This is a genomic window from Rhodoferax sp. GT1R46, from assembly GCF_056521285.1.
In genome coordinates, this window is the sequence record NZ_JBWMBC010000002.1 from 1 (window position 1) to 16,465 (window position 16,465).

The 16,465-nt window shown below is 55.3% G+C and carries 13 protein-coding genes; 6 read left to right on the forward strand and 7 right to left on the reverse strand.

Annotated features, from left to right (window positions below):
• Window positions 1-311 precede the first annotated feature (311 nt).
• From AC097W_RS05390 to AC097W_RS05415, 6 genes are all read left to right on the forward strand, one after another.
• A complete protein-coding gene (locus AC097W_RS05390) occupies window positions 312-629 on the forward strand; it encodes a hypothetical protein (RefSeq protein WP_479601330.1) in 318 nt (105 codons plus the stop codon).
• Window positions 630-848: 219 nt separating this feature from the next.
• Window positions 849-1,889, forward strand: a complete 1,041-nt coding sequence (locus tag AC097W_RS05395; RefSeq protein WP_479601334.1) for an acyltransferase family protein — start codon at window positions 849-851, stop codon at window positions 1,887-1,889.
• A gap of 6 nt (window positions 1,890-1,895) precedes the next feature.
• Window positions 1,896-2,747, forward strand: coding sequence for a sialate O-acetylesterase (locus tag AC097W_RS05400; RefSeq protein WP_479601336.1), 852 nt, complete (start codon window positions 1,896-1,898; stop codon window positions 2,745-2,747).
• 466 nt (window positions 2,748-3,213) lie between these two features.
• Entirely contained in the window at window positions 3,214-6,393 is a 3,180-nt protein-coding gene (locus tag AC097W_RS05405) for a VanZ family protein (protein WP_479601338.1), read from the forward strand.
• Between the two features lie 4 nt (window positions 6,394-6,397).
• A complete protein-coding gene (locus AC097W_RS05410; protein WP_479601340.1) occupies window positions 6,398-7,456 on the forward strand; it encodes a right-handed parallel beta-helix repeat-containing protein in 1,059 nt (352 codons plus the stop codon).
• Between the two features lie 156 nt (window positions 7,457-7,612).
• Window positions 7,613-9,148 (forward strand): asparagine synthetase B family protein, encoded by a 1,536-nt coding sequence (locus AC097W_RS05415; RefSeq protein WP_479601342.1) that lies wholly within the window; start codon window positions 7,613-7,615, stop codon window positions 9,146-9,148.
• Window positions 9,149-9,152: 4 nt separating this feature from the next.
• Here AC097W_RS05415 and AC097W_RS05420 read toward each other — a convergent pair whose 3' ends face one another.
• The 7 genes from AC097W_RS05420 to AC097W_RS05450 all read right to left on the reverse strand — a co-directional run bounded on the left by AC097W_RS05420 (window position 9,153) and on the right by AC097W_RS05450 (window position 16,462).
• Complete coding sequence (locus AC097W_RS05420) at window positions 9,153-10,775, reverse strand: ArnT family glycosyltransferase (RefSeq protein WP_479601345.1); 1,623 nt, start codon at window positions 10,773-10,775, stop codon at window positions 9,153-9,155.
• Window position 10,776: 1 nt separating this feature from the next.
• The gene (rffA, locus tag AC097W_RS05425; protein ID WP_479601348.1) at window positions 10,777-11,904 is read right to left on the reverse strand and encodes a dTDP-4-amino-4,6-dideoxygalactose transaminase; all 1,128 of its coding nucleotides are present in this window, start codon (window positions 11,902-11,904) and stop codon (window positions 10,777-10,779) included.
• Complete coding sequence (locus tag AC097W_RS05430; RefSeq protein WP_479601351.1) at window positions 11,901-12,317, reverse strand: GtrA family protein; 417 nt, start codon at window positions 12,315-12,317, stop codon at window positions 11,901-11,903. Before AC097W_RS05430 ends, rffA begins: the two co-directional genes overlap by 4 nt.
• Window positions 12,314-13,000, reverse strand: a complete 687-nt coding sequence (locus tag AC097W_RS05435; RefSeq protein ID WP_479601354.1) for an N-acetyltransferase family protein — start codon at window positions 12,998-13,000, stop codon at window positions 12,314-12,316. The genes AC097W_RS05430 and AC097W_RS05435 overlap by 4 nt, the downstream gene beginning before the upstream one ends.
• A 103-nt stretch (window positions 13,001-13,103) precedes the next feature.
• Window positions 13,104-14,066, reverse strand: a complete 963-nt coding sequence (locus AC097W_RS05440) for a glycosyltransferase family 2 protein (protein WP_479601357.1) — start codon at window positions 14,064-14,066, stop codon at window positions 13,104-13,106.
• Window positions 14,067-14,211: 145 nt separating this feature from the next.
• Entirely contained in the window at window positions 14,212-15,156 is a 945-nt protein-coding gene (locus AC097W_RS05445; protein ID WP_479601359.1) for a polysaccharide deacetylase family protein, read from the reverse strand.
• A gap of 1 nt (window position 15,157) precedes the next feature.
• The gene (locus tag AC097W_RS05450) at window positions 15,158-16,462 is read right to left on the reverse strand and encodes a putative O-glycosylation ligase, exosortase A system-associated (RefSeq protein ID WP_479601361.1); all 1,305 of its coding nucleotides are present in this window, start codon (window positions 16,460-16,462) and stop codon (window positions 15,158-15,160) included.
• Between the last annotated feature and the right edge of the window lie 3 nt (window positions 16,463-16,465).

The following is a 16,465-nucleotide window of genomic DNA, read 5'->3' on the forward strand; positions in this document are numbered from 1 at the left end:
AGCGCAACAGCATGATTGGCGAGTTGCTGCCACATCGCTGGACGCCGCCAACCGCGTCACCCTGACTGTCACCACCACTGCAGGGCCGCGGTCAATATGGGTTTGCCGCGCGCTTACCCATTACTTTCTTCACCCTCACGCTATGGCATGAGCTCGAACTGACCAACTTAAATGTTTTATTCTGGCGACTTGAAGGCGGCACAACACTTCGAATGGAACGGGTGTGTTTGCTTGGCTGCTTTTTTTTCAGTAGTTCACTGTTGGCATTCTGGTGGCCCAAGAGAGGCGCTGGCTTACTCGCAACTGTAAGCATGTTGATTATTCTGGCGTGCCGCGAAACTGCACTCTTCAGACCATTTTCTGCGCTATTACTTCCACTGATCGTTATTTACGTCGCACAGAAATGGGCATTCTTTTTGCGGGCACTTATTCCTCGTCACGATCTGTCCTATGGCATCTATCTCTACGCCTTCCCGGTCCAGCAAGCAACTGCTTCAATGGGTTTCGTTGGACCACATTATTGGCTGATTACGCTTATAGTCTCCATTTTGGCGACAGTGGGCTTAGCTTACCTGTCGTGGATACTCATCGAGCGCCCCGCGCTCAGTCTGAAAAGACGTTTCGTTTAGTCACTTTCTAGTCAGATCCAATGGACCCTTATGATTCATCAAGAAAAGGCTGTGTGATGAAAAGTACATTGTTTATCACGGCAGAGAAAATCAGCGTAGATAAATACAGTGGATCGTAACTCTAAGTAGACTAATGGCCAGATTCTTTCGTGCGAACGAAATCAACGCATGTAGAGACCTCGCATGCTTAATGTGCTGTAGCAGCTGAATCCAATTTCAATGGAACAAACACAACACCGACATACTCAGCGCCTGTCGCAGGTTGATGCGTTACGCGGAGTGGCGGCGCTTGCCGTTGTACTTTTCCACTACACGACTCGCTTCACCGAGCTTTACCAGCCTGGCTACGTCCCGCTATTCTCGGTTCCCTACGGCTATTACGGCGTCAATCTTTTCTTCATCATCAGTGGTTTCGTGATCTTCATGACTCTGGAGCGCACCACGCGACCGATGGACTTTGTGGTGTCGCGCTTCAGCCGTCTGTTCCCGAGCTACTGGATTGCGATCATCTTGACGTTTGCGGTGACGCATTGGCTTGGGTTGCCAGGCAAACTGGTGGACCTTGGGCCAGCGATGGCCAACGTTTTCATGATTCACAGCATTTTTGGTGTGCCGCATGTGGATGGCGTGTATTGGACGCTGGAAGTAGAAATGCTCTTCTATGTCGGCATGTTCACCCTGTTTCGCCTAGGGTGGCTCGACAAGATCCATTGGGTGCTGCTCGCCTTTTTGGCGCTGCGCCTGCTCTACGTAATTATGGCAAAGGGTTTTGGTATCGACTTGCCATGGATCGCCTACAGGTTACTGATCCTGCAGTACATCCCGTGGTTCACCCTGGGCATTTGTATCTACCAAGTCACTCTACGGAAGAAAGAAATGTCCAACCTGCGGCCGCTGTTGACCGCTGCCGCTGCCGTGCTGACCCTTGCAATCGCGGAGTCGGCGCTTGTTGGGGGACTCGCCCTTGCGTTTGGATTGCTGGTTTACGCCGCCGCGCTTGGCCGCTTGCGGATGCTTGACACCCGCGTGTTTCTTTGGTTGGGGGCCATCTCTTATCCTCTTTACCTCATTCACGAAAACATTGGGTGGAGTATTCAGTTGCAGGCGTTGGCGCATGGCATCCCCTTTGAGGTGACCGGCTTGTTGGCGCTGGTCTTCAGCTTGGCAAGCGCCACGGCGTTGACACGCTGGGTTGAGCAACCCGCCCTGCGCTGGATCCGAGCACGCTACCGTGAGCGCAAGCATCCATTGGCAGCGTAGTGCCGCATGTTCAAGCGCCTGTTGCTCATCTTTTTTCTTGGCGTGGCGCTGCTGGTTGCCTACAGGGGCTATCGCCACCACCAACTTCAGAATTCACTCGATACCAGGCTTTCGTCAATAGTGGCCCCCTGGCCAGAGCAAGTCGTGGACTGCGCTCCATTGATACAGCAGCGACCATTGATTTTGCTGGCGATTGGCCAATCGAACGCGGCCAACCACGGCACTTTGGTCAAGTCCAGCGATGCGCCGATTGCAATGGTGGTTGGCGCTGATTGCGTGGTGGCTGATGACCCCTTGCCAGGGGCAACCGGCACGGGCGGCAGCATTTGGCGTCACTTGCCAGCGATATTGAGCCAAGGGCTTGCCGGGCGCAAGGTTTTGCTCTCGGTTCTGGCCGTCGACGCCACCACCATCAATGACTGGACCAAGCCTGGCAGCAGATTGGCCAGTCGCCTCGTCGATCAGGTCCAAGCCCTGCAACAACGTGGCCTGAAGCCAGACTTCGTGCTCTGGCAGCAGGGCGAGGCTGATGCCCGCATCAACACCGGAAGCGTCGAGTACCAGCAAGGACTTGCCAGGCTTGCAGCCTTGCTAGATAAGGCCGGCACGCAGGCGCCTGTGATGCTGGCTCGCTCAACCGTGTGTCGCGCGCCGCCCCATGCGGCCATCCGGTCTGCGATTGAGCAAGCCACTGCTGCGGAGGGAAACCCCCGTTTCGTATTGGGCCCGGATACCGATTTGCTGCTCGGTGATGCGTATCGCAGCGACGGTTGCCATCTGAACGAAGGCGGTTTGAAACTTGCTGCAGAGGCATGGGCAGCGGTGCTCAACCATCGACTCAGAGTTCAGGGAAAATGAAACTTAGTATCAAGCAATCTCCCTGTGACATATCAAGCTTAGCCAGGATTCCCGCCTGCACCGGCAACGACAACGACAGCAACGTTGAATTGCCCGTTGTTTTGACATATCATGATTTTTTGTTGTAACTAAACGGGGTTGCGTACATGGGCAAGCTTTTAACGGCGCAAATATGATCACCACTTATAGCTACGCAGGCAGGGCGCCTTGTAGCTTCAACGTCTGCCAAATTGGGGCCAACCTGGGCTTCTACCTTCGCGGGACGAGCACCCCTACTGTCAACGCCACATTGAAAGCCGGTTGGGCGGCGGCTGAGTAGGTAGCCTGTGCGCCGCAGCCTGTGTGCAATCCAGATTCAAAACCCAGTGTTGGTCCACTGGGTTTTGTTATTTCCACAAAGCAAGTCACACAATCGATGCGCAGTTCTGGCAGATTCTTAGTTGCTTGGTTAGCCTACATCACATTCGTGGTGTATGGCAGCCTGCTCCCATTCGACTTCCATCCCCTGTCGCTTGATACTGCACTTGAGGCATTTCGGCACATTCGGTTTTTGAGGCTCGGCATCGAGTCTCGGGCGGATTGGGTCGCCAATGGCGTGCTGTACGTACCGGTTGGACTGGTCACAGTCAAGCTGTTGATCAATGTATTTAACGGCCAGGCACGGTCGTTGGCGGTCGCGCTGGCGATCGCCTTTGGTGCTGCGCTGGCCTTTGCCGTTGAATTCACACAGCTATTTTTTCCAGCGCGCACCGTCTCGCAAAACGATCTGATGGCCGAATGCATCGGAACGGTCATCGGCGCGCTGGTTGCGCCAGCGCTGGCGCCTTGGGTTGATCGTCTGCTGGGCGCTTGGCAAAGTGGTGGCCAGCGGCTCGCACAGCGCCTGCTGGAGGCCTATGCCCTGGTGTATTTTCTGCTTTGCCTGTTTCCCTACGACCTGCTGTTATCGGCGCAGGAGTGGCAAACCAAGCTCGGTTCTGGCCAATGGGGCTGGCTGCTGGCTGACTCCTCGCTGCGGCGCGGCTGGGTGGCCGGTTTACTGCTGGGTGTAGAGGTGCTGTTGGCAGCACCCTACGGCGTGCTGTTGGCGTCGCGACGCGGGGCACGGGGCCGCGGTGTGGGCGTCTGCCTGGTGCTCGGTTGTGGCTTGGGATTGGCGATCGAGGTGGGGCAACTGGCCATGGCCTCAGGCATCACGCAGGGCGCGTCCGTGATCACCCGCGGAGTGGGCATGGCGCTGGGCGCCTGTGTTTGGCGAGCGTGGGTTGGCCGCGGCATTGCCCCGCTCCAAAAGGCAGTGGGTCGCCATGCATTTGTGCTGGGGCTGGCCTACTTGCCTGTGTTGTTAGGCACTAACGGCTGGTTTGCCCATGCTTGGATTGACATGGCGGCCGCTTCGGAAAAGTGGGCGGTACTGCACCTCATGCCGTTTTATTACCACTACTTCACGACCGAGGCCTTCGCGCTGTTCAGCCTTGGCAGTGTGGCGCTGATGTACCAGCCGGTAGCGGTGATCGGCTGGTCGCGGCAATGGCGACCAGCCACCACATTGGCAACGGTAGCAGCCCTGGCATCGGTGGTTGAGACGGGCAAGCTGATGCTGGAGGGACTGCACCCGGACCCAACCAATGTCATCATCGCCGCGGCCGCCTGCTGGGTCGTACTTCGTCTACTGGCGCTTATCGAACATCCTCCTGCGGCTGCGCAACAGCGTACAAGCCCGGTGCAGCTATCGCGCGATGTGCTGCCTGCAGGCGCAGGGACACCAGCTTGGCCAGCTTGGGCGTTGACGGCGCCCACTCTGACATTTGCGGCGCTGTCGGCCTGGTGGCTACCGTCTTTCGCGTGGTTCGTGCTGGCGGTCTTGACGGGCGCTGCTGTCCTGGTGTGGCGACGACCCGTGCTGGGGCTGGCTCTGGTACCAGCGGCACTGCCAGTATTTGACCTGGCACCTTGGACCGGACGGTTCTTCTGGGACGAGTTCGATCTGCTGATGCTGGTGGTGCTGGCCATTGGCTGGCAGCGCACCCAACCGCCACGACGAGGTACCGCGCGCGGACTGGCACAGCTCCAGGCGGTATTGCTGGCGTTGTTTGGCGTGAGCCTGGCCACCAGTGCATTGCGGGGTCTGATGCCCTGGCAGTGGCCTGACGTGAACAGCTTTATCAGCTACTACAGTGGGTTCAATGGTCTGCGCATCGCCAAGGGCGCCGTCTGGGCGGCTGGCTTCATTGCGTTGTACCGACGTTTGAATCAGCCTGATACGGACAAGCAGCGCGTCTTCGCGTGGGGCATGAGCATCGGCCTGTTGTTGACGGTGGCTGTGGTCGTGTGGGAACGACTGGCCTTCGTGGGCCTCTTTGACTTCAGCGCTATCTACAGAGTCACCGGGCCGTTCTCGGCGATGCACACCGGGGGCGCTTACATCGAGTGCTACCTGGCAGTGGCAACCGCCTTCCTGCTGTGGCTCGTTCTGCGAACACCGCGCCCGCAGTGGCGTTGGCTGGGCGCGCTGTTGGTGCTGGGCGCCGCCTACGCATTGATGGTGACCTACTCGCGTAACGGGTACGCGGCGTTGCTCATGGTGGTGATGGTCATGCTTGGCGCCACGTTATTCCGGCCGGAGAGTGACAGGCCTACAAGTGCCAGGCACCCACGTTTGACCGCGTCGCTGGTGGGAATCTCGATCGTGGCGGTGGCCACGCCGGTGTTGCTGGGCCCATTTGCGTTGCAGCGGCTAGCTCAGGTTGGACGCGACCAGGCCATTCGGGTTGCGCATTGGCAAGACGCCCTGCAAATGCGCGACAACGACTGGTCTACAACCATATTCGGCGTAGGCCTGGGACGCTTTCCGGTCACCCACTATTGGCGTAGCGCAGAACCGGTACACGCTGCGCCCTATGGCCTCGCCAACGACAAGACAGGACCCTTTCTGCGCTTGGGAACCGGCGCGGCGGTTTATATCGAGCAGTTCGTCAAGGTCAGGCCGGGTGAGCGCTACCGGCTGTCGCTGGACCTTCGCTCCGATAGCACTGCCACGCTCGGTGTGGCCCTGTGTAAAAAATGGATGCTGACGTCAGCTGCCTGCACTGGCCTCAAACTGGATGCCAATGCATCCCCGGGGGGCTGGCGCCATGCCAATGTGACTATGAGCACTGAGCGCTGGCCACCGCAGGCGTGGTACCGCCCCCCCCCCGTCAAGCTGGCGTTCTTCAACAGCGGCGGCCCGAGCTCGGTCGACGTTGCCAATATCCGGTTTGAGACCGAAGCAGGTTCGACTCTGTTGACCAATGGCAGTTTTCAAGCCGGACTGGACAACTGGTTCTTCAGCACCGATGTCGATCCTCCTTGGCACATTCACAGCCTGCCAGTGACGATACTTTTTGAGCAAGGTTGGCTGGGTTTTCTGGCTGGGGCGGCAGCGATGGCCATGGCCATCGGCGTAGCCGCATTGCGAACTTGGCGCGGCGATCCCTTGGCAGCGCCGGTACTTGCCGCCTTGCTCGCCATGATGGTGTCGGGTGTTGCCAATACCTTGATTGATGCACCAAGATTCCTGACCTTGCTGCTGGTTCTGATGTGGCTGGGCAGCCAAGAAAACATCCGCAAGTCCGACCCGGCCAGGACTCAGCGGACAAAGGGGTGAAGCCATGAGGTATTTTGCCGCCTGGTTTTTCCTGTTGTCGATGTTTTGGCCTCTGGTGAGCCATGGTGCGCCCCCGGACCCATCATCAGTCACAGCATCCGTGATTCGCGTCGGCCCCAAACACGCTATCAAAACAATAGCTGAGGCTGCTCTTATGGCGAGGGCGGGAGCCACTATTAATGTTGATTCTGGCGTTTACACCGGTGACGTAGCAGCGTGGACAAAAGACCAGCTCACATTGCGGGCAGTTGGTGGGCGCGTCAAGCTAGTTGCCGCTGGCGCGGCCGCTGAAGGCAAGGGCATTTGGGTCGTTCGCGCCAAAGGCATGCGAGTGGAGGGCTTTGACTTTGAAGGCGCAGCGGTACCCAGCCGTAACGGCGCGGGCATCCGTCTGGAGACAGGCTCGCTGCATGTGAAAGACTGCAGCTTCAAATTCAACGAGATGGGGCTACTCACCAACAACGAGCCCAACACGGTGCTGGAAGTAGAAGACAGCGAGTTCGCCTACAACGAGCGGCCTGATGGCCACAACCACAACCTGTATGTGGGGCAGATTGCACGCTTGTCCGTCAAAGGCAGCTACTTTCATCATGCGCGTACCGGCCACCTGCTCAAGAGCCGTGCTGCGCTGAGCGACATTTACAACAGCCGATTGGTTGACGGGGAAGGTGGCACCGCCAGCTATGAGCTGGAGTTCCCCAATGGCGGCGTGGCCAACTTAGTGGGCAACGTCATTGGGCAAAACACCACCACAGAAAACCCGATCCTGATCTCCTTTGGGGCTGAGGGCTACAAGTGGCCACGCAACGCGATCTATCTGCAGAACAACACGCTGATCAACCCCCTGCCCCGCGGCGGCACGTTTTTGCGCGTGGTGACGGGCGCGGACTCTATACGGGCGATGAATAACCGTCTGCTGGGTTCCGGCACGCTTGAATCCGCCGGTCCGGGCGAGTACAGGAACAATGTCTCGATTGATTTGCGCGACTACCCGCAGGCGACCGGTCGCACCACGCATAATTCGGGAGCGTTGCAGCGCGTAGCGCCGCCCTCCCCAAATTGAATTCAAAATAACCACATGCCCGTGACCGAATCATCCCTGACCCTTGGCTCTCCTCGGTTTTCTGATGCTCGTTTGGCCAATCTGACAAGCAGCCAAGGGGTACTTGCAAGCTGGCGTGAAGCATTCACTCAGAATGGCATAAATAGCGTCAAGGGCGTGACTGGCGACTTCGCTGTGGGCCTGCGGGAGCCCGGCGGTCGCACCTTTCTGGCCGTGGACCGCTTTGCAATACAGACCCTTTGCTACAGTGTGGTGGACGGCCAGTTGCGATTTTCCGCTCGCGCCGATGAGCTGGCTGATGCCAGCACCGAGATTGACCCGCAGGCGATTTTTGACTACCTGTACTTTCACGTCATCCCTTCGCCGCGCACCATTTACAAAGGCATTTTCCGGCTGCCGCCAGGCCACTACGCATTGTTTGAAAATGGGCGACTTACTGTCGCACCGTATTGGATGCCGGCCTTTGACGAGCAGCGAGGTGCCTCTTTTGATTCACTAAAAGATGAATTCCGCCAACTGCTGCAAGACGCTGTAGCCACCCAATTGGATGGTAGCAAGCCCGCGTGTTTTTTAAGCGGCGGCACTGACAGCTCTACCGTGGCCGGCATGATGGCCCGCGCCAGTGGCAGCCAAGCCGCCAGCTACTCCATTGGCTTTGATGCCCAGGGCTATGACGAGATGGATTTTGCCCGCCTAGCAGCCCGTCACTTCAAGACCGAGCACCACGAGTATTACGTGACGCCTGACGACCTGGTGCGCAGCATCCCTGCCATGGCGGCCCATTTTGACCAGCCCTTTGGCAACTCTTCCGCCCTACCCGCCTACTACTGCGGCAAGATGGCGCGAGAAGACGGCGTGAGCAAGCTGCTGGCCGGCGACGGCGGCGATGAACTTTTTGGCGGCAACTCCCGCTATGCCAAGCAGCGGGTCTTTGGCTGGTATGAGCACGTACCAGGCTTCCTGCAAAAGGGCCTGATGGAGCCACTGCTGGGCACCCGTGCTGCGGCGGCTTTTCCGCTGACGCGCAAGGCGGGCAGCTACGTGGAACAAGCCCGAGCCCCCATGCCGGACCGGCTGCAAATGTACAACCTGATCATGCGGCTCGGGGTGAGTGAAGTGCTAACACCGGGCATGATGGCGCAGATTGACACTCGCCTGCCTCTGCAATTGCAGCGTGAGGTCTGGCAAGCAGCAAGCGGCTGCAGCGCGCTCAACCAGGAACTGGCCTTTGACTGGCGCTTTACCCTGGCCGAGAGTGACCTACCCAAGGTGGTGGGCGCCACCAGGTTTGCGGGGATTGGCGTTGGCTTTCCGATGCTGGACGATCGGCTGCTCGCCTTCTCGCTGAAGCTGCCCACTGCATACAAACTCAAGGGTTTGAAGTTGCGTTGGTTCTTTAAAGAGGCGCTTCGTGGCTTTCTGCCGGACGACATTCTCACCAAAAAGAAACAAGGTTTTGGCTTGCCGTTTGGCGTGTGGGCCAATCAGACGCCAGCACTCAAGGCGCTGGCGAGAGACTCGCTGGAAAGCCTGGCCGCACGGGGTGTGGTGCGGGCCGACTTCATTCAGACCTTGCTGAACGAGCGACTCCCCGAGCACCCGGGCTATTTTGGTGAAATGGTGTGGATTTTTATGATGCTAGAGCAGTGGCTTGCGGCCAAGGCGCCGCAATTCACTCTGAATCAAAGTTAAGTCCCTATGCACCAGGAACAAAGCATGGCGCACCAATCTGAAAGACTGTCGCACTTTGCGGTCGCAAGGTATTTGTCAATTTAGTGCTGATTTTGGTTGCCAATGGTTCTGGCAACGCCGCAAAGGTGGCCACCAATGCGTCAACGATATACCGGCCATATCCCATTGCAGCGGGCACCAGTTCGGCGCCGCGCACAAGACACGGTGACGACTGACGCTTCGACCAACGTGAATCCTCAGGTGCACCCCAATCAGCAGTTTGAGGGTCCATTATGGCAAACGCTTGCTTCACATTGGTCACCTCCTTGGATGGGGGATTAGTCGGACTTACCTTGCTCTCCAACAACGCATCCAGATCGGACAACGACATCATTGACGGCCGCTGCACGTGCAGCTGGCCCAGTGCTTTCTGATAGATCTCAGCACGCACAGCACCTGTCCCTGCAAACACAACAGCATCCGGGTGCAATTCTGCAAAAGCCACGCTGGCCCGAGAATTGGCGGTAAACGACTGCACCGCCTGCTGCTCAAACGCCGCTAACACAACACCACCAACAATTACCGATCCAATCAGCGCAACCTGAAACTTACGATTCAAACTTGATATGAAATATGCAGAAAATAATATCAGTGGGGCAACAAATATCAGCATGTAGTTGACTTGTTTCAGCGAAAGCATCGAAAGCAAAACAATAAAACCAAAAGCCCATAAAAAAATAAATCCCTCAGACGTTTTCATTACCGGGCTAAACTTATTTTCTCTCAAAGCTAAGAAAACCCCACCCAAAGCAAGATAAAACAAAAGAAATGTATGCTTAATATCTATTAAGAGATATAAAAAATAGAATTCCGGGGGCTTCTTTTCTGCAGCCGATAAGCTATTTGCACGACCAAAACTATTAAAACTAACAGATAACAAATAAAATGGATTATCATAGATTATCCACATTAGAAGACAATTTAAGAGTACAACAATCAAAGCGCCAAGGGCCATCCAAAACCAGCGGATATGCCAGCGGTGAGCCAGCAGCAAATATGCACCAAGCAGTGCTATAGTCAAATAAAACACCGCATCTTTAACCCAAAAGATGCTACCCACTGAAATACCAGCTAACAAATATAATGCTGCAGAGTTCTTTTTCTCAGCCATCCAGACTGCAATAAAGCACAGACTTACGAAAAACGCCAAGGGCGCATCCGCCATCAATCGGCCAGCATAATGAACATGAAGTGGCAAAGCAGCAAGCAAGAGTCCTGCAACTAACGCAGGCTTCACACCCCACATATGCTTTGCGGCCAAACAAACCAATATTACTTCAGTCAAAGAAGTTAATAAACTCCAAAAATTGGCCGCGAATTCTGAAACACCAAAAAATTTTAAAAATACGGCAATCGGTATATTTACGCCGTAGCGAATCGAACCAATATAGTCAGAGCGCTCCCAATTTCCATCCTGTATGCTTCGAGCCATCTGAAAATAGGTGACTTCATCAGATCCATAAAATCCGGTAAAAAATACCAATCGCAGAATAAGTGCAAAGATTACTATGAGGAACAGGATTTGAAAGTCTTGCCTAGTCCAACGTGGGGCGGTTTCAAATTCAGGTACGGCGGCGCTGTAATTCATCTTAATTCAACGTTTCAAGAATCGTCTGCATCACCTCAGCCTGCTTCTCCTCCAACCCCACCCACAGCGGCAACCGCACCAAGCGGTCACTTAAATCACTGGTGACAAACATATCGCCGTGCGTGCGTGCTGCCTGCTGGCCAAACGGTGAGCTATGCAAAGGAACGTAGTGAAACACAGCACCAATGCCCGCATCCTTGAGCCCGCTGATAAACCGGGTGCGATGAGCCAAGTCTGGCAACAGCAAGTAGTACATGTGCGCGTTGTGCGTGCAACCTACGGGTATCACCGGGCGGCGCATTTTGCCGGCCGCTTCGGCCTGGCCCAAAAAGCGATGGTACGTGTCCCAAATATCGAGCCTGCGCCGGGTGATGGCATCGGCCTCGTCCATTTGCGCCCACAAGAAGGCTGAAATCAATTCACTGGGCAAGTACGACGAGCCACAATCAACCCACGTATATTTGTCCACCTGCCCGCGGAAAAACTGGCTTCGGTTGGTACCTTTTTCACGAATGATTTCGGCGCGCTCTACAAAGCGCGGGTCATTGATCATCAGCGCCCCACCTTCACCAGAAATGATGTTCTTGGTTTCGTGAAACGAAAATGCCGCCATGTGGCCGATGCTGCCCAGTGGTCGGCCTTTATAGCTGGCCATTACGCCCTGAGCGGCGTCCTCAATCACCAGCAGCGAATGTCGCTTGGCAATATCCATGATCACGTCCATCTCACAACCCACACCGGCGTAATGCACCGGCACGATGGCTTTCGTTTTGGGGGTAATGGCGACCTCGATCTTGGTCTCGTCAATATTGAGCGTGTCGGGTCGAATATCCACAAAAACCGGCACCGCCCCACGCAACACAAAGGCATTGGCAGTAGACACAAAGGTATATGACGGCATGATGACTTCATCACCCGGCTGAAAGTCTGCCAAGATGGCGGCCATCTCCAGGGCAGCAGTGCATGAATGCGTAAGCAGCGCCCGCTGAGAGCCCGTGCGCGACTCCAGCCAGCCTGCACATAGTTTGGTAAAATCTCCGTCACCCGCCAGATGGCCTTTGGCATGCGCCTGGGAGATGTACCAGAGCTCTTTGCCAGTCATGTAAGGTTTGTTGAAAGGGATATTCATAGCTTTGATCCTGTAAGCGATGGTGGTGCAGATATGAAATTGAAGACCCAAAGCTTTTGAAGCAAAAATAACAAGACGGCCGTTGCAAGTATTAACAAACCTTGGATGATCTGATGTGGATAACCAAAGTGATCAACCAGCACGAATAACCCCACCAAGTTAAAAAGGTATCCTATTCCGTGGGCTATGCAATAGCGTACAAAAGCTGGTGTTTGCGCGCCCTGATGCTTAAAAGTCCAACGTTTATTGAAGAAAAATGTCTGGCCCACACCAACGGTGTAAAGCAAAGTCATTGCCAGTTTTGATGCCAACCCAATTTGCGTCAAGGCAAGATAGGCCAGATAAAGGACAGCATTGGAAACTAGGCCAACCACAGCATATCGAACCAACTGACTTATGGCGTGCGCATTCATTCTTCCTGTACCCAATGAAAAGTCATCATTGGCGGTGGAAACTTGAACCCCAGTCGCGCGTAAAGGTTGAGCACACGGTGATTCCTGGCAACGATGCTGGTTTCCACCCGCTTTACCCCTTCTGACCGGGCATGTTCCAACATCGCCTGCCACGAACGTTTGCCGTAGCCTTTACCCTGTGCCTCTGGTGCAACCGCGTTCAGATGCCAATAACATGTGCCGTTGGCAAGATTTTCTGTTACAAAGAAAGCAATGACCGACAGCCCATCGCGCACAACATACAACCGCTGGGCTGGGTGATTTGCTGCGCTACGGACCCAGTTTTGATAGCGTTGGTCACCCAACGTTGCGGACAGCCTGGGGTCGACATGAAAGCGTTCATTGCGAAAGGCAACGCCCGCAATGGCTATCACGGTGGACATGTCTGCCGATTCAGCGCGCGCAACCGTCAGATCATGCCCACTGAATGGGGCACAAGTTTGTAACCCATTCAATCCTGGGTGGTAAATCATCTCAATGAATTTGAAACCAATGCTCTCCAACAACATCGATTCACGGAGCCGTTCATGCGACAAACGGCAACTGACCAACTTACTGCCAGATGCATCCAGTGCACGCTCAAACTGCTCAATGGCATCGGCTGCGTTAGGGCCACGCACTTCAATGCCGGTGATCTGCAACACGGGATAGCCAAATATCACGCTATCCCACGGTGCCTCCGTCCAGGTCAAACTGAGATCAGCGGTGTCGATGAAACCGGTTAGGTCGCGAACACTGGCCTTGGAATCAATGCTGATTGACATAGCTGTTCAACGGCATTTGAATTTGTGCAGTGTCGTGCAATAGGGCATAAGGGGGCCGCTCCATTGACCTGAAGTGCATACGCGCTAAGTATTCGCCAAATATGCCCAACGTAAAGAGCTGTACACCCGAAAAAATAGAAATCATCGACGCGAGAAAGGCGAACCCGGGGACACTGCTGCCGTGAACCAAGTAATTGAAAAGCACGTACGCCAATATCAGAAAACCCATAAAGCCAAACCCAAGCCCCAGCACACTGGCGATTTGTAGTGGCAGTGTTGAAAACCCGGTCATCATGTTGATGGCGTGGGTGATCAACTTTTGCAGGCTGTAACCAGAGTCGCCAACAGTGCGCTCGTCCTGACGCACGTTGACCGCCGCAAAAAGCGTGGTGCCCCAGGTTAACAACACATCAATATTGACTGTGGGGCTACGGTAAGCACTAAACGCATCACGCAGGCGGGTACGAAAAAGCCGGAAGGCGCTGACCTTGCTGGCTGATTCCATTCCCATTGCACCTTGAAGCGCAAGTTTGGTGATACGTGACGCTTGGTTACGAAAAAACCCATGAGTTTCGTTTTGTGGCGAGCCATAAACAACGTCATGGCCTTCTTCCAGCTTTGCCAGAAGCCTGGGTATTTCTTCAGGCGGGTTTTGCAGGTCATCGTCAATGGTGACGATCAACTCACCATTCGCTGCCCGAATGCCGCAAAGCAGGGCATTGTGCTGGCCATAGTTGCGAGCCAGCTTCATGCCGCGCACACGGCTGTCCTGCTGTGCGAGCTGTTGTATGACCGGCCAAGAGCCGTCGCCCCCGCAGTCTTCAACCAAGATGATCTCGAATGACGGCTCGACGGGTTCCAGTGCAGCCACCAAACGGCGGTGTAACTCGGGCAGCGTAGCCTGCGAGCGGTAGACGGGGATGACGACAGATAGACGAGTGGACAAATCAGCGCCTCGTAGGTTTTACATACTACTTTAAGCGATTCAGCCCGATGAGGCTATCCCCCGTTTGGGGGATATCAACCACTGCATTGCAGCATTAAATATTAACAAAATCATGCTTTAGCCCTTATTCAATGGGCGCAAGCAGCTATGTATTTAATAGCACATTGGTCATCAGCCGGGCGCCAAAGCGAATCTTGCCTTTGTCCCAAGGGGTGAATCGGGGCAGTTGAAACATATCGGTACCCGGTCTGGCCGCGCCCCAATGCGTGCTGACTGCGGCGTCAAACTCCAGGCCGCGCACCACCGCAACTGTTTGTGGGCTGTAGTCGTCCCCTGGCTTGCCGTTGGGATACGCAAACAGACCTATTCGTTCACCCAACAATTGCTCAAGAAACTCTTTGCTACCTTTGATTTCGTCTCTGGCCTGCTCATCACTTAGGCGTGCCAATATGGGGTGAGATACGGTATGGGCACCAATCTGCATGCCAGCTTGGCGCATGGCTTTGACTTGGGCTGAGGTCATCATCAAATCATTAGCCGGGGTTACCTGGGCCGCATCGGCGATGCGGTGCGCAGCTACCAGGCGCTCCGCCACGGGCAGGTATTTGATTTTGCCGATGATGGCGCCTATGGCGGCGGCTTTTTCGGCAGGCGTGTTCACGGAAAAGCACCCAAGTTGGTCCAATTCAAGCATGCTGGCCTTGGTGTGTCGCACGGATTCAATCACCGTGTCATTCCACATGCGGCCGCCGTCCAAAAAACCCGTGGCAATGAAAAAGGTGGCTGGCAAGCCGTGCTTATTAAGAATGGGCAGGGCCACGGCGTGGTTGTCTGCGTAGCCATCATCAAAGGTGATGCAGGCGGCGCGCGCTGACAATGTGCCCGCCTTCAGATGTGCGACTGCAGCATCCAGCGGCATCACGTTGAACCACGACTTGAGCCAACTACACACCGCATCGAAACGACGAGCATGCATTTCCTGGGGAAAGATGGGGTCTGGCTCGGCAAACACTCGATGAAAAATGAGAATGGAGAGGTGCCCTCGTCGACCCTCAGGGGAACTGACACGCAGCAAGGCCTTGATCAACACTTCATTCGCCCTTTCTTGGCTGGGTCAGCCCCAGCACGGTCATCCATCGTGGTGACTCAAGCGGCTCTGTCTTCCAGCTTTGCTTTTCAACCCAGACCCTCGTTAGCACGACCATGGCCATGATGTTGTACGGCAAATCGAAATAGGCCAAGTTCAGGAAAGCGCCGCCAACCGCATAGCCCGCTAACGCAACTTGACACATAGCCCCAAGGTCTGCACACCATTTGGCCTCTGGTACAAGGTTCTTATGGGTGCGCAGCCACCCCGCCGACCGCCAAGTGGCTATCCAGATGCCAAGGAAAAATGCCAACCCGATAAATCCGTGATTGCCCAATGGTTGAAAATAGATGCTGTGGGCGACGAGAACACTGTCCGGATTAGGAGAAAATTTGGCGGCTAACTCCCGCGTTGCAGCGTTGAATCCGACACCCAAAGGGTAATGCAGGGCAATGTTCCAAGCCATCCACCAAGCGCCGATTCGCCCCATGGCTGACCCGTCGTCTTCATAAGTTCGCATGGTTTCCATCCGCGCCGTCCACTGATCCGGCATAAAGGCGATGAGTGGAATCGCCACGGTGATCAATATGATGCCGATTCGCAACTTGTTTGCACCCCGCAACCACAAGGTAACCGCCATTGCAGCGATGGCTAAAAAGGCCCCACGCGATTGAGAGCCCAGTGCCGAAACCGCACACAAGAGCATCACAACCGTCAAGGCAAATCGACCGCGCCAAGACTTAACTTGTAGCTGCAAAAAACGTAGCAGCGGGATGGTCATCACCAATGCCAATGCAAAAGCATTATTGTCTTGAATGAATGAGCCGGGCGGACCCCAAACGCGGCCACCGCCACCAGCGAGCAAGGTGTATACGCCTCCTTTGGCTCCGAGCAAAGCCAGAGATCCCGCACAAACCGCAGTTAACGCCATGATGTGCTGCCTGCTATGCAGCAGCATGAAACCGACAAGCAACATCCCATCAATCTTCATGACTTTTTTCCACTGCTCGTAGTCACCGGCCACATTAAGACCCAGCAGCCATGAGAGCGTCATCCACGCCATAAAAACCACAAGCCAAGTCACAGGGCTACCTTTGAATGGTGACGCACGCTCCCGGGTCCAGAGTAATCCCAGTACAGTGCAACTAACCGCTAGAGCGGCAAGTGGCGCACTGTAAGCAATTCCATAGGTATAACGATGCGGGTTCATGATGCTAAGCCAGGTCCAAAGTATTACCCCGGTCCACGGCCACCTGATGGCTGCAACACACCACGGCAGCACAATGCTGAGCAAGAGAATGTCGCGCATGAA

Coding starts and splice junctions, on each gene's coding strand:
- AC097W_RS05450 (WP_479601361.1), bottom strand. CDS start 16,462: ATGCGCGACATTCTCTTGCTCAGCATTGTGCTGCCGTGGTGTGTTGCA.
- AC097W_RS05390 (WP_479601330.1), top strand. CDS start 312: ATGTTGATTATTCTGGCGTGCCGCGAAACTGCACTCTTCAGACCATTT.
- AC097W_RS05395 (WP_479601334.1), top strand. CDS start 849: ATGGAACAAACACAACACCGACATACTCAGCGCCTGTCGCAGGTTGAT.
- AC097W_RS05400 (WP_479601336.1), top strand. CDS start 1,896: ATGTTCAAGCGCCTGTTGCTCATCTTTTTTCTTGGCGTGGCGCTGCTG.
- AC097W_RS05420 (WP_479601345.1), bottom strand. CDS start 10,775: ATGAATTACAGCGCCGCCGTACCTGAATTTGAAACCGCCCCACGTTGG.
- AC097W_RS05410 (WP_479601340.1), top strand. CDS start 6,398: ATGAGGTATTTTGCCGCCTGGTTTTTCCTGTTGTCGATGTTTTGGCCT.
- AC097W_RS05430 (WP_479601351.1), bottom strand. CDS start 12,317: ATGAATGCGCACGCCATAAGTCAGTTGGTTCGATATGCTGTGGTTGGC.
- rffA (WP_479601348.1), bottom strand. CDS start 11,904: ATGAATATCCCTTTCAACAAACCTTACATGACTGGCAAAGAGCTCTGG.